13 protein-coding genes are annotated in these 13,633 nt (G+C 72.6%); 7 read left to right on the top strand and 6 right to left on the bottom strand.

The features are described 5' to 3' along the window. Positions 1–18: 18 nt before the first annotated feature. The 5 genes from NH2_RS08595 to NH2_RS08575 form a co-directional block, all read right to left on the bottom strand. Positions 19–657, bottom strand: coding sequence for a TetR/AcrR family transcriptional regulator (locus tag NH2_RS08595; protein ID WP_067650877.1), 639 nt, complete (start codon positions 655–657; stop codon positions 19–21). A 75-nt stretch (positions 658–732) separates the two neighbouring features. After that, complete coding sequence (locus NH2_RS08590; RefSeq protein WP_067650874.1) at positions 733–2,235, bottom strand: CoA transferase; 1,503 nt, start codon at positions 2,233–2,235, stop codon at positions 733–735. Beyond that, complete coding sequence (locus NH2_RS08585; RefSeq protein WP_067650872.1) at positions 2,232–3,734, bottom strand: aldehyde dehydrogenase family protein; 1,503 nt, start codon at positions 3,732–3,734, stop codon at positions 2,232–2,234. The genes NH2_RS08590 and NH2_RS08585 overlap by 4 nt, the downstream gene beginning before the upstream one ends. Then, on the bottom strand, positions 3,731–5,023 hold the full coding sequence (locus NH2_RS08580) for a CaiB/BaiF CoA transferase family protein (protein ID WP_067650868.1): 1,293 nt from the start codon (positions 5,021–5,023) through the stop codon (positions 3,731–3,733). The genes NH2_RS08585 and NH2_RS08580 overlap by 4 nt, the downstream gene beginning before the upstream one ends. Continuing rightward, a complete protein-coding gene (locus NH2_RS08575) occupies positions 5,020–6,033 on the bottom strand; it encodes a CoA transferase (protein ID WP_067650865.1) in 1,014 nt (337 codons plus the stop codon). The genes NH2_RS08580 and NH2_RS08575 overlap by 4 nt, the downstream gene beginning before the upstream one ends. Before the next feature lie 302 nt (positions 6,034–6,335). On the opposite strand from NH2_RS08575, the gene NH2_RS08570 reads away from it, so the two are divergent. Genes NH2_RS08570 through NH2_RS08540 form a run of 7 tightly spaced genes read left to right on the top strand, consistent with a single transcriptional unit; the run spans position 6,336 to position 11,722 of the window. After that, positions 6,336–7,166, top strand: a complete 831-nt coding sequence (locus NH2_RS08570) for an enoyl-CoA hydratase/isomerase family protein (protein ID WP_084505337.1) — start codon at positions 6,336–6,338, stop codon at positions 7,164–7,166. Then, positions 7,166–7,612 carry a Zn-ribbon domain-containing OB-fold protein gene (locus NH2_RS08565; protein WP_218021675.1) on the top strand — a complete coding sequence of 149 codons (447 nt, stop codon included), beginning with the start codon at positions 7,166–7,168 and terminating at the stop codon, positions 7,610–7,612. Before NH2_RS08570 ends, NH2_RS08565 begins: the two co-directional genes overlap by 1 nt. Next, on the top strand, positions 7,609–8,754 hold the full coding sequence (locus NH2_RS08560) for a thiolase family protein (RefSeq protein ID WP_084505336.1): 1,146 nt from the start codon (positions 7,609–7,611) through the stop codon (positions 8,752–8,754). Before NH2_RS08565 ends, NH2_RS08560 begins: the two co-directional genes overlap by 4 nt. 1 nt (position 8,755) lies before the next feature. Then, the gene (locus NH2_RS08555) at positions 8,756–9,295 is read left to right on the top strand and encodes an SDR family oxidoreductase (RefSeq protein ID WP_067650862.1); all 540 of its coding nucleotides are present in this window, start codon (positions 8,756–8,758) and stop codon (positions 9,293–9,295) included. A gap of 13 nt (positions 9,296–9,308) precedes the next feature. After that, positions 9,309–10,061 (top strand): SDR family NAD(P)-dependent oxidoreductase, encoded by a 753-nt coding sequence (locus NH2_RS08550; protein ID WP_067650859.1) that lies wholly within the window; start codon positions 9,309–9,311, stop codon positions 10,059–10,061. Between the two features lie 28 nt (positions 10,062–10,089). Beyond that, positions 10,090–10,524, top strand: coding sequence for a Zn-ribbon domain-containing OB-fold protein (locus NH2_RS08545; protein ID WP_067650856.1), 435 nt, complete (start codon positions 10,090–10,092; stop codon positions 10,522–10,524). After that, positions 10,511–11,722 carry a thiolase C-terminal domain-containing protein gene (locus NH2_RS08540; RefSeq protein WP_067650853.1) on the top strand — a complete coding sequence of 404 codons (1,212 nt, stop codon included), beginning with the start codon at positions 10,511–10,513 and terminating at the stop codon, positions 11,720–11,722. The genes NH2_RS08545 and NH2_RS08540 overlap by 14 nt, the downstream gene beginning before the upstream one ends. A gap of 52 nt (positions 11,723–11,774) precedes the next feature. Here NH2_RS08540 and NH2_RS08535 read toward each other — a convergent pair whose 3' ends face one another. Then, a complete protein-coding gene (locus NH2_RS08535) occupies positions 11,775–13,550 on the bottom strand; it encodes an acetyl/propionyl/methylcrotonyl-CoA carboxylase subunit alpha (protein ID WP_067650851.1) in 1,776 nt (591 codons plus the stop codon). Positions 13,551–13,633 lie beyond the last annotated feature (83 nt).

Genomic DNA, 13,633 nt, shown 5'->3' with positions numbered 1-13,633 from the left:
GGCGCGGTGCGAGCCGGGTCACTCGGGTGCGGTACCACCAGGGCCGAGGTGCTCGACGAGCGTCAGGCAGAAGGCGCGCACCCGCTCGGCGTACTCCGCGCCGGCCGGATCCAGCCCGGTGACCATCTCGACCACCTGCGGCAGCAGGGTCTGGCTCATGTTCAGCAGCGACCAGACGACGGTCAGCATCTCGGCATCGAGCTGCGGGGCCAGCTCGCCCGCCGACTGCGCGCGCCGGAACAGCTCGGTCACCCCGGAGTAGGCCTTGGTGCGGCGGCTCTGCAGCACGATCTTCTCGTCACCGCGCGACCCCCCGTACTCGATGCCCTCCCAGGCGAGCAGGCGGGACCACGCGATGTCGTCGTCGTCCTTGGCGGCCAGCAGCCGCCGGACGCCCGCCATCAGGTTCGACTTCGCCGTCTCCTCCCACATGGCGACGTTGTTCTCCACCATCATCTGCAGGACCGCGGCGTAGAGCTCCGCCTTGGAGCCGAAGTAGTAGTAGATGAGTTGCTTGTTGACTCCGCTGCGGCGCGCGATCTCATCGATGCGCACCGCGGCCTCGCCCTTGTCGGCGAACTCCTCGGCCGCGGCGCGCAGGATTCGATCCTTGCGACTGGCCTGATCGTCGTTCGCCGGTGACTTCGGAGCGCTCACCGCGCCGAGGTTACCCGGCGGCGGGGTGCCTGCCGCGGCGGCCGAACGTCTCGGAACCATTGTGCGTGCCCGGCTTCAGCGGTCCGGGCGGGTGGTGGCCCAGCGCGCGGCCGACGAACCCGGATTCTCGGCGGGCCGGTCCCAGAACAGCTCGACTCCCTCGAGCCGCACCGGGAATTCGAGACGGCGCGACGGCCGCCGGTTCATCTCCCGGACCCGCGGCCGCTCGGCCGCCGCGAAGGGCAGCTCCACGAACCCGGCCGCCGGGGTGAATCGCGGCTCGGTGAGCAGCCCCGCGGTGCGCGCGAGCGAGAGTTTCGTGATCGATCCCGTTCCTTCCGTCAGTTGCCTGCGCAGCCCGGCGATCGCCGCCGCCGCCATCGCGTAGCCCGTCGCGAAGTCGAGGATCTCGATCGGCAGAATCCGGGGCCGGGATCCGTCCACCCGGTGCCCGAGCGAATTCAGCGGCAGCCGTCCGGGATCGGCGCTCCCCCACCGGGCGAATTCGTCGGCCAGCCCGGAGGCGAACTGCACGATGGTGTCGAAGCCGCGCCGCCCGCGCAGCGGGCCGGTCCAGCCGAAGGCGTCCAGCGTCACCTCGACCAGCCCGGGGCTGATCTCGGCGCGCGCCTGCTCGTCGAAGCCGAGGCCGTCCACCGCGCCAGGCCGGTAGCCGTGCACGAGCACATCGGCCGAGGCGAGCAGTTCGCGGTAGCGCTGCCGCCCCTCCGGGGTTCTGGCATCGAGCAGTGCCCACCGCTTGCCGAGGCAGATGTCGGTGGGGCCCATCATGGCGACCTCGTCGCCGTCGGGCGGGTCGATCCGCAGTACCTCGGCCCCGAGCGCCGCCAGCATCCGGGTGGCCATCGGACCGGCCACGATCCGGGTCATGTCGAGTACCCGGACGCCGAGCAGGGGCCGCTCCGGATGCGGCGTCCACCGCGCGGTGCGGGTCAGCGTGGTCCGCCCGGCGGCGAAGGGCTCCCACGCGACCGCGCTGCCCTGCGGGCTGTGCCGCCACTCCGCCAGGGAGCGGCCGACCGCCGCCGCGGCTCCCGCCGCGGTGATCCGCCGCTCGGCGTCCTCGGCCGCCAGCTCGCCCAGCGCGCGGCCGATCTCGTCCGGATCCTCGCGCACGCCGAGCGCCGCGCAGAGCCTGCGGCGCAGCGTCGGGAAGGAGGCCTGCACGCGAATCCAGCGCGCGTCCGCGGTGCGGAACTCCGCCATCCACCCCGAGTGCACCCCGTGCGGCTCCGGGGCGTCGGCGTAGCGGGTCGGCGCCAGCGGAACGTCGAACCAGGTGCCAGCGGAGAGCCGATCCACCGCCACCGCGGGCGCGTCGTGCCCCGCCGCGCGGAGCAGCTCCGCGACGGCCGCACCGGTGACGGCGAAGCTCGCCGCCGCGAGGTCGAGCAGCGGGAACGGGGTGCCGAGGTCGCCGTCCCCGGTGACGGTGACGGCACCCGGCAGGGGTGCGCCCCCGCCGATCTCCGACCAGAGCCGATCGGTGAACCAGCGCGTCAGCGCGGGCCCGCCCGCCTCGGCGAGCGCCGCCGCGCCTTCGGCCCGCGCGGTCACAGCCCGAGCCAGATCGACTTGGTCTCGGTGTACTCGCGCAGCGCGTCCGGGCCGATCTCGCGGCCGACGCCGCTGCTCTTCACCCCGCCGAAGGGCACGTTGTTGCTGAACGCGCGCCAGGTGTTGATCCAGACCACGCCGGACTCCAGGCGCCGCGCGAGCCGGTGCGCGCGGGACACATCGGTGGTCCACAGCCCGGCGACGAGGCCGAACCGCGTCTCGTTGGCGATGCGCATCGCCTCGTCGTCGTCGCGGAACCGGATCACCCCGCCGACCGGGCCGAAGATCTCCTCCCGGCGGATGCGCGACGACGGTTCCGGCGTCGCGTACAGGGTCGGCTCCACGAACCGCCCCGACTCGATGCCGTCGATCTCGCTCCCGCGCCGTCCACCGAAGAGCAGCTCGGAACCCTCCGCCGCGGCGATGTCGAGATACCCGGTCACCTTCTCGTACTGCGGACGCGAGGCCAGCGGACCGATCACCGACTCGGGATCGAGCGGGTCGCCGATCCTGACCTCGCCGAGCTTCCGGCACAGCGCCTCGACCACCTCGTCGTGGACGTCGTCGTGCACCAGCACCCGGGAACCGGCGTTGCACGCCTGCCCCGTTCCGGCGACGATCCCGTTGACCAGCGACGAGGTCGCCGCGTCGAGATCGGCGTCGGCGAAGACCAGCTGCGCGCCCTTGCCGCCGAGCTCGAGCGTGGTGCGCACGAACCGCGCCGCGGCGCTGCGGGCGATCCGCGCGCCGGTCGCGCTCGACCCGGTGAAGGCGATCTTGTCGATCCCGGGCGATTCGACGAGCGCGGCACCGGTGGCCCCGGCACCGGTGACGACGTTGACCGTCCCCGGCGGCAGCCCCGCCTCCCGGCCGAGCCGGGCGAGCAGCAGCGTCGAGGCCGGAGTGACCTCGGAGGGCTTCACGACGACGGTGTTGCCCGCGGCCAGCGCGGGGAACAGTTTCCAGGACAGCAGGCCGAGCGGGTTGTTCCACGGGGCGATCGCGGCGACCACCCCGATCGGCTGCCGCAGCGTCCACGCCTCGTGCCCGGGCACCTCGGGCTCGATCGTGAGCCCGACCGGCCCGAGCGCGAGTTGCGCGAAGTAGTCGGCGGTCATCGCGAGGAACTCGCTCGCGCCGCGCATCTCGGTGATCGTCTTGCCGTTCTCGTGCACCTGCAACCGCGCGAGCGCCTCCACGTTGTCCCGGATCAGCTGCGCCCACCGCTGCAGGATCAGCGCGCGCTGCAGCGCAGGCGTCGTCGCCCAGCCCTCGAAGGCGGCGCGGGCCGCGGCGACGGCGCGCGCGACGTCGTACTCCCCGGCCAGCGGCACGTGGCCCCACTCCCGGTCGTCGAAGGGGTCGAAGCAGCGGAAGGTCGCGCCGTCGGCCGCGGCCACCCAGTCGTCGCCGATGAGCATCCGGTACTGCTCCTCGGGCCGGAACTCCGGGAACCTGTTGCCGACGGTGCCGACGGGATTCGAGACGGTGGCGGTCATCGTTGAGCGGCCTCTCGTGCGGGAAGGTCTTCGGTATCGGGGGACGCTTCGGCGGGCACGGCCGCGGCGCCGGGATCGCAGAAGATCGCGTCCGCCGCGCGCAGGTGCTCGATTCGATCCTCGTCCAGGACGAGCACCTCCCGCAGCACCTCGGCGGTGTGTTCGCCGAGCCGTGGGGCCCGGCGGCGCACGGCGGCGGGGGTCCGGGAGAGCCGGGCCGCGAAGCCGCGGTGCAGCAGGGTGCCGCCCGGGGTGCGCTGCGGGAACCCCAGCGCCGCCAGCTGCGCGTCGGCGAGCACCTCACCGGGGGTGAGCACCGGCGCCGCGGGCACCCCCGCCGCCTGCAGCTCCTCGGCGAGGGCGACCTTGTCCCGGTTCCGGCAGGCAGCGGCGAGCAACCGATCGAGCTCGGCGCGCGCGGCGATCCGATCCGCCGTGGTCGCGTACCGGGCGTCGTCGGCCAGGTGCGGCAGGCCGAGCACCGCGCACAGCGCGCGCCACTGCCGGTCCGTGGCCACGGCGACGGCGATCCACCGGTCGTCGCCCGCCGCCGGGTAGACACCCCAGGGCGCGCAGGCGGGGTTGGAGTTCGATCCGCGCGGCGGGCGGGGCAGTCCCCGGCTCGCGCGCACGATCTCCTCCCCCATCGCGCTGGTCACCGCTTCGCGCTGGGCATGGTCGACGTGCACCGCGATCCCGGTCGAGTCCCGCAGCCGGAGCCCGGCCAGCGCCAGCCCGGGGGCGATCACCGAGACCAGCTGGTCCGGGTAGTTGATGTTGTTGCCGGTCCAGACCGGCCGGTCCTCGGCATAGCCGGTGAGCGACATCAGCCCGCCGATGCCCTCCAGCGTCGAGCCGAAGGAGATGTAGTCGCGCTCCGGGCCGGTCGAACCCTGGCTGCTCAGCGAGAGCAGCACGATCCGCGAGTTGACCGCGCGCAGCCGGTCGAACCCGATACCGAGCCGTTCGAGGACGCCGCGGCGGAAGTTCTCCACCACGATGTCGGCCTCCTCGACCAGCGCGAGGAAGAGCTCGCGGCCCGCGCCGGTCTTCAGGTCGACGGCGATGCCGCGCTTGCCCCGGTTCACCGCGTGGAAGGCCGGGCTGGCGTTGAGGTCCCTCGATCCGCCGCCGGTCACCTGGGTCCAGTTGCGGAACGGGTCGGTATAGGTGGTGGACTCGACCTTGATCACATCGGCGCCGAAGTCGGCGAGCACCTGCGACGAGGCGGCGCCCGCGGTGATGATCCCCAGGTCGAGGACGCGGACGCCGGCCAGCGGAAGCGTCATTCGGAGGTCTCCCCTCGGACGGAGTCGTTCGGTCGGTGCGGGGGAAGGGCGGGCGGCCCGGCGCTGCGCGCGCCGTTGAAGGTCACCGGCAACTCCGGCCGGACCCCGTCGCCGCCGAGCGGCGTGAAGAAGGCGCGCTCCGCGTACTGCGGCGAGCCGAGCAGGTCGGCGGCGTCGAAGACCGGCCCGACCGGCACCCGCTCGGCCTGCAGCCTGCGGTACAGCTCGTCGCGGCGGAGGTCGCGGGAGAGCTCGTCGAGCACCGCGATCAGCTCGTCCTGGTTGGCGCTCCGGTCGGCGTGGGTGGCGAAGCGGGGATCGGACAGCCGCGCGGAGCCGAAGACCCGCAGGATCGCAGGCCAATCGATCTCCCGGTAGTAGAAGCCGAAGTACCCGTCCGCGCACCGCGTGACGATCGGGCCGGAGCGGTCTCCGCGCCGCAGTTCGTTCCCCGCCTGCTGGTACATCCGCCCCTTCCACTCGATGTAGGCGGCGGTCTCGAACAGCGAGGTCTCCACGATCTGTCCGAGCCCGTCGCGGTCGCGGGCGCGCAGCGCCACCATGGTCGCGGTGAACGCGGCGACTCCCGCGGTGTATTCGATCTGGTGTCCGCCCATGGCGAGCGGCGCGTCGTCCGCGTCGCCGATCAGGCTCATCAGCCCGGAGGCGGCCTGGGCCAGGAAGTCGCCGCCCTGCCACCCGGCCCGCGGCCCGGTGCGGCCGAAGGGCGACACCACGACGGCGATCACGTGCGCGGGCAGCTCGGCAGGCGGGCGGGTGCACAGCAGGATGTCGTAGGCGCCCGCCTCGCGCGGGTCGAACGGCTCGGCCGCGGCGCGCTTGTCCGCACCGAGGTAATCGGCGAGGGCGGAGTCGGCCCCGCGCTCCGCGGCGGCGAAATCGGTGAGCTCCGCGCCGAGCCCGGCGAGGTACATGCCGCACACGGCGAGCGCAGGCGAATGGTCCAGCTCGGCCACGCGCAGCCCGGCCAGCGGCCGCAGCCCGCTCACGGCGCGGCTCGCGGGACGGGCGGCGCCGCCGCGGTCGGTGGAGCGGAATGGTCGTGCGGCATGTCGTTCCTTTCGTGCTCGCTGCACAGGGCTGAGGGCCGCGATCGGGCGACGAACCGGGGCCTGGAGCACCGGCCGGTTCTCCTCGTCGAGCGGGTGCCGCATAGACTAACCAACTAGTTAATTGAGTGTCAACCGTTTGGTTGGCGGCGCATTCACGCTCTACCAGGCTCGTTGACTTTCAACCAACTCGTTGGTTAACGTCGCAGAACCATCCGAGAGCACCCGATAGGAGAATTCCGATGTCCGATACCGGCGAGTCACCACGCCCGGGCGTCACCACGGAACGAGACGGCGCGATCCTGGTCGTCCGGCTCGATCGGGAGGAGGTGCACAACGCCCTCGACCCGGATTCGATGGTGCTGCTGCGCCACGCCCTCGAGGAGTTCCGCGACGACAGCTCGCTCGCGGTCGCCGTCCTCACGGGGGCGGGGCGGCGCGCGTTCTGCGCCGGCTCCGACCTGCGCCGCACACCCCCGGAGGGCGCGCCCTTCGCGGCGGCGCTGCTCGCCCCCTGGGAGCAGGGAGTGGCCGACGGCGGATACGTCCGGGCGATCACGCTCAGCCAGATCGCCGTCGGCAAACCGCTGATCGCCGCGATCAACGGCCACGCCGCGGGCGGCGGGCTGGAGATCGCGCTCGACTGCGATCTGCGGATCGCGTCCAGCAACGCGACCTTCTCGCTGCCGGAGGCCCGCTGGGCGAGCCTGCCCGCGGTCGGCGGGCTGTCCCGCCTGCTGCGCGCCGTCCCGCCCGCGGTGGCGATGAAGATGCTGCTCACCGGCGACCGGATCGACGCCGCCGAGGCGCTGCGCGTCGGGCTGGTCAGCGACGTGTACGAGCCGGACGACCTGCTGGAGGCGGCGCTCGGGCTGGCCCGCCGGATCGCGGCCAACGGCCCGCTCTCGGTCCGCGCGATCAGCAGCCTCGCCCAGCGCAGCTACGACCTCCCGCTCAGCCACGCCATCGCGATGGAGCAGGCGATGTGGGGGCTGCTGCGCGATACCGCGGACCGGGCCGAGGGGCGCCTGGCCTTCACCGAACGACGCGACCCTGCCTACGGAGGTCACTGATGTCCACCGAGACCGAATCTTCCACTCCCGCCACCGAAGTCGTGGCCGGTGCCTACTTCACCCACGACGACGGCGGCGTGCGGCTGCGGATCACCGAGTGCCACACCTGCCACAGCCGCTGGTTCCCGCCGGTGTCGATCTGCTCGCACTGCGCCGGAACCGACGTCGCCGACATCGAGAGCGGTCCGACCGGGGTGGCCTACGCCTCCACCGTCGTCCGGGTCGGCCCGCCGGGATTCCCCGCGCCCTATGTGCTGAGCTACGTCGATATCGACGGGGTCCGGCTGCTCGCGCACACCGCCGCCGACGCGGCGCTCACCCCGGACACGACCGTGCGGCTCGAGCTCGGCGAGATCGGCGACCGGAACGGCACCACGCTCCTCTCCTACGTGGCCCGCCCGCTTCCCCACGACATCAACGCCCCGACCGAAGGTGGCCAGCAGTGAAGAACGTCTATATCGCCGGCGCCGCCGTGCACCCCTTCGGCAAGCACCGGGACATGTCCGCAGCCGACCTCGGCATCTCGGCGGCGGCGGCGCTGCTCGCCGACACCGGCGTCGCGCCGGAGGCGGTGCAGGCCGGATTCGTCGGCTCGGTCTACGGCGGCTCGCTCGTCGCGCAGCGCATCCTGCAGCGCGTCGGGGTCTCCGGCCAGCCGGTGTTCACCGTCGAGAACGCCTGCGCCAGCGGCGGATCCGCCGTGCACCTGGCGTGGCAGGGCGTCGCCGCAGGCGTCTACGACTGCGTGCTCGTGGTCGGCGTGGAGAACCTCTCCGCCTTCGGCGGCGGGACGCTGCCGCTCACCACCGCCGATATCGAGATCGACCAGGGCGTCGTGATGCCCGCGACCTACGCCATGCGCGCCCAGCGCTACCTCTCCGAAACCGGCGCCACCGTCGCCGACCTGACCAATGTGGCGGTCAAGAACCGCGGCAACGGCGCCCGCAACTCGCGCGCGCACCTGCGCGCCGCGGTCACCGCGGAGCAGGTCGAGCAGTCGCGCCCGATCGCCGATCCGCTGCACCTGTTCCACTGCTGCCCGAACAGCGACGGCGCGGCGGCGGTGCTGCTGTGCAGCGAGGACTTCGCCAGGGAACTGGGCAGGCCGACGGCCAGGGTCGCCGCCAGCGTGGTCCGATCGGGACAGTTCCACACCTCCTTCCGCGACATGACCTGGCCCGACATCACCGCTCGCGCCGCGGAGGCGGCCTACGCCATGTCCGGGATCACCCCGGCCGATCTCGACCTGGTCGAGCTGCACGACGCCTTCGCCATCGCCGAGTTCCTGCACACCGAGGCGCTCGGGCTGGCCGAGCGCGGCAAGGCGTACCGGGCGGTGGCGAACGGCGAGTTCGCCGTCGACGGCCGGGTGGCGGTCAGCCCGAGCGGCGGCCTGCTCTCCCGCGGCCACCCGGTCGGCGCCACCGGCGTCAGCCAGCTCGCCGAGTCCTACTGGCAGCTCATCGGCGCCGCCGGCGACCTCCAGGTGCCCGGTGCGCAGGTCGCGCTGACCCACACCACCGGCGGCGGCATCTTCGGCGTCGACAACGGCGCCTGCTCCGTCCACATCCTCACCGCGGAGGCCTGACATGCCCGTCGTACGCATCGAATCCGAACCGACACCGCTCACCGAGATCGTGTCGGCACAGCTGCTCGAGTCGGGGTGGGAGGTCACCGCGGACCGCGACAGCGCGGTCGACGCCGTCGTCGTGGACGCCGGGCTCGCCGGCGGCCGGGCCGACAGCGGGGTCGTGGGGCGGTTGCTCGACGGCGCGCGGCGCTGGCGCTTCCGGGACGCCGCAGGCGGCGGTGGCGCGATCGTCGTGATCGGCAGCCGCGACCAGCTCGGCAGCGCGCAGCGGGCGGAGGCGGCCGCGATCGCCGGGGCGCTCGCCTCGGCGGTGCGCAGCCTCGCCCTCGAGCTGGCGCCACGGCAGGTACGGGTGAACCTGATCGCGCCCGGCGACCCCGCGGCCGACGACGTGCGCGGCCTGCTGCCCGAACCCGTCGCCACCGAGGACGTCGCGGCGACGGCGGCCTTCCTCGCCGACCCCCGCAGCAGCTACATCACCGGGCAGGTCCTGTTCTGCTGCGGCGGATCCAGCCTGCTGTCCAGCCTGAGCGTGTGAGAGGACCAGCATCGTGAATCTCCGGGGAAAGACCGCCGTCGTCACCGGCGCGGCCCAGGGCATCGGGCTCGCCATCGCCACCGAACTCGCCGCGCAGGGCGCCGCCGTCACCATCGCGGACCGCTCCGCCGACGGCGCCGAGCGCGCCGCGGCCGCGCTCACCGCGGCGGGGCACACCGCCGCCGCGGCCGCCGCCGACATCACCTCGGCCACCGACGCCGACGCGATGGTGGCGGCCGCCGAGGAGCGCTACGGCCCGCTCGACATCCTGGTCAACAACGCGGGCATCAGCATCAACGGGGCGCTCCGCAAGCTGACCGACGAGGACTGGAACCGCACCATCGCGGTCAACCTGACCGGGGTGATGAACTGCTCGCGCGCCGCGGCCCGCGGCATGATCGGCAGGCGCTCCGGCCGCATCGTCAATATCGCCTCCAGGGCCTGGCTCGGCTGGTTCGGGCAGTCCGCGTACGCGGCGTCCAAGGGCGGGGTGGTCTCCTTCACCCGCTCCACCGCCATCGAGCTGGCCCGCTACGGGATCACCGTCAACGCGATCGCACCCGGGCTGATCGACACCCCCCTGATCCGCAACGAGACCCCCGAGGTCATGGAGCGGCTGCTCGCCGCCCAGCCCACCGGCGTCATCGGCAAGCCCGAGGACGTCGCCTGGGCGGTGTCCTACTTCGCGGGGCCCGCGGGCGGCTCGACCACCGGGCAGCTGCTCTACGTCTGCGGCGGCAAGAGCCTGTACACGCGGCCGTCCTGACCGGCCGACGACATCGAGTAGGCAGTACATGACAAGCCTGGAAAAACCGATCCCGATCCCCACCGAGGCCGACCGGCCCTACTGGGACGCCCTGCGCGAGCACCGGGTGGTGCTCTCGCGCTGCACCTCCTGCGGCTGGTACAGCCAGCGGCGGCGGATGCTCTGCCCGGAGTGCCTCGGCGAGGAGTTCGCCTGGACCCAGGTCTCCGGCCGGGGCACGATCTACGCCTTCACCGCGGTGCACCAGACCTGGGTGGCCGCGTTCGCCGGCGACGTGCCGTACGTGCTCGTCTCCGTCGCCCTCGAGGAGCAGCCCTCGCTGGTGCTGGTGACCAACCTGGTCGGCGAGTACGACTTCGACGCCCTCGACATCGACCTCCCGGTCGTCGCGGACTTCGAGCCGCGCGGCGACCAGGTGCTGCTGCAGTTCCGCTTGCGAGGAGACGACGATGTTCAGCCCTGACAACCCGGTCGCGATCGTCGGCGTCGGCTACTCCGAGGTGGGCCGCAGGCTCACCCGGCCGCTCGGCCTGCTCGCCAAGGACGCCGTGCTCGCCGCCGTCCGGGACGCGGGCATCGAGCTCGACGACGTCGACGGCGCCGCGACCTTCCCGCAGTTCCCGGAGGGCCCCACCGACGGCACCCAGTTCGTCAGCGTCGGCTGGCTCGTGCACAACCTCGGCTTCCGCAATATCCGGTGGTGGGCCGAGACCCAGAACGGCAATGTGAGCACGGCGATCGAGCAGGCCGCGCACGCGCTCGCGCACAACCGCTGCGACTACGCCGTGGTCTGGCGGGCCATGTCGTTCGTGGCGGGCGGCAGCTACCAGCCGATCGAGAGCGACGTCGAGGCGCCGGGGAATCTGGCCTACACCCTGCCGTACGGCAAATCGAGCGCGATCGCCGAGTTCGCCCCCGCCTACATGCGCTACATGAAGCGCTACGGCGCGAAACGCGAGCACCTGGCGACGCTCGCGGTCGCCCAGCGCAGGGGCGCCAATCTCAACCCCAACGCGTTCTTCCGCGACACCCCGCTGACGGTCGAGGAGTACATGAACGCGCGGATGATCGCCGATCCGATGTGCCTGTTCGACTGCGACATCCCGGTCGACGGCGTCGCCGCCATCGTCATGACCAGAGCAGACCTCGCCGGGGAGCTGCCGAACCCGCCCGCCTACATCACCGGGCTCGGGCAGTCCGGCATCAAGAAGGGGCTGGAGCCGCGCTCGATCAGCGGACTCGTGAGCGGGATCGGCCCGCGCATGTTCGAACAGATGACCCACACCGCGGAGACGATCGGCCGGGGGCTGTGGAGCACATCGGGGTTGCGCCCCGCCGACATCGACGCCGCCATGCTCTACGACGGCTGGGCGCCCGACGTCTACTTCTGGCTGGAGGGACTCGGCTTCTGCGGCGAGGGCGAGGCGTACGAGTTCATCCAGGGCGGCCGGATCGACATCGAGGGCGAGTTCCCGATCAACACCCACGGCGGCAACCTGAGCGAGGGCAGGCTGCACGGCATGGGGCACTGGGTCGAGGCCACCCTGCAGGTCCAGGGGCGCGCCGGGCCGCGCCAGATCGCGAAGGCGGACAATGTCGTCGTGGTCAGCGGGCTGATGAACATCGGCTCCGGCGCCGTGCTGAGCAGATCGCCGGTGTGATATCCCGGCACGACGGTGCCTGCCGGGATTCCCGGCAGGCACCGTCGTGTCGTCAGTCCTGGATGACCGCGAGCACCGTGTCCTTCTCCACCGCATCGCCGGGGTGCCGGTGCACGGTGACCACCCCGTCCCGATGGGCGACGATGTGGTTCTCCATCTTCATCGCCTCCAGGATGCAGATCAGGTCGCCCGCGGTCACCGGATCGCGGTCGGCGACCGCCACCTTGACCACCGTGCCCTGCATCGGGGCGGTGAGTTCGGGGCCGGCGTGCACCGGATCGGCGGCCCGGTCGGCCCGCTCCCGCTGCCGCCGGGTCTGCGCCGCGGGCTCGGGCGGCGCCGCCGCGGCGCCGTACACCGTCACGTAGGTGGCGCGGCCGCCGATCGTCAGTTCGACGTCGCGGACGGACCGCCGCTGCGGGCTGCTGGAAACCATGGACTGCTCACTTTCTCGATCGCCGGTGTCGTGCGCGGGCAGCCCGCTCAGCTCCCATTCCCGCTCGACGGAGACGGTGGAGTGCTCGACCGCGGCGAACTGCGGGTGGCGCACGGCGAGCCGGTGAAACGGCGTCGTGGTCGGGATGCCGGTGATGACGAGTTCGTCGAGGGCGAGCCGCAGGCGGGCGATGGCGGTGTCGCGGTCCGCCGCCCACACCACCAGCTTGCCGATCAGCGAGTCGTAGTACGGCGGCACCTCGTACCCGGCCCGTGCGGCGACGTCGAAGCGGACGCCGGGCCCCAGCGGCGGGGCGAGATCGACGATGGTCCCCGGGGTCGGGACGAAACCCCGGTGCGGGTCCTCGGCGTTGATCCGCGCCTCGATGGCGTGGCCGCGGGGGCGGATGTCGTCCTGGGTCAGCCCCATTCCCGCGCCCGCGGCGATCCGCAGCTGAGCGTGCACCAGGTCGACGCCGGTGATCAGTTCGGTCACCGGGTGCTCGACCTGCAGCCGGGTGTTCATCTCCAGGAAGTAGAACGTCTCGCCGTCGGCGTCGAGCAGGAATTCGCAGGTGCCCGCGTTGACGTAGCCCATGGCCCGCGACACCTCCACCGCGGCCCGCGCGATGGCGGCGCGCACCGCCGGGGCCAGGCCCGGCGCGGGTGCCTCCTCGATGAGCTTCTGATGACGGCGTTGCAGCGAGCAGTCCCGGTCGCCCAGGTGGATGACGGTGCCGTCGGTATCGGCCAGGATCTGCACCTCGATGTGGCGGGGCCGCTCCAGATAGCGCTCGAGGTAGCACTCGCCGCGCCCGAACGACGCCGCCGCCTCACGCTGCGCGCTCTCCAGGGCCTCCGCCATCGCGGCGGCATCGGTGACGATCTTCATGCCGCGGCCGCCCCCGCCGAACATGGCCTTCACCGCCACCGGATACCCGTGCTCGGCGCCGAAGGCGATGGCCTCCGCGGCGTCGGTGACCGGGCTGGTGGTGCCGGGAACGACGGGGACGCCCGCCTTGCCCGCGACCTCGCGGGCGGACAGCTTGTCCCCCATCGACTCGATGGCCGCGGCCGGGGGCCCGACGAACGCCAGCCCGGCGTCTGCCACGGCACGGGCGAATTCGGCGTTCTCCGAGAGGAATCCGTAGCCGGGGTGGATCGCCTCGGCGCCCGCCTCCCGCGCCACCCGGAGAATCCGCGCGACATCGAGGTAACTCTCGCTCGCGACCGCGGGGCCGAGCAGGTGCGCCTCGTCGGCGAGGCGGACGTGCGGAGCATCCCGGTCGGCCTCGGAGTAGACGGCCACCGTGCGCACCCCGAGTTCCCGGCACGCCCGGATCAGCCGGCACGCGATCTCGCCTCGATTGGCGATCAGCACTGATTCGAACACCAAGAACCCCTATCCGCCACGGTGGCCGCTGAATTGCCACCGATGCTACCATTCGACTTAACGGTAAGTAAATATTCGAGGAG

It is taken from the genome of Nocardia harenae NBRC 108248 (genome assembly GCF_001612885.1).
Lineage (GTDB): Bacteria > Actinomycetota > Actinomycetes > Mycobacteriales > Mycobacteriaceae > Nocardia > Nocardia harenae.
Note: the sequence above shows the minus strand (reverse complement) of the source record. Positions and strands in the feature narration are given on the sequence as shown.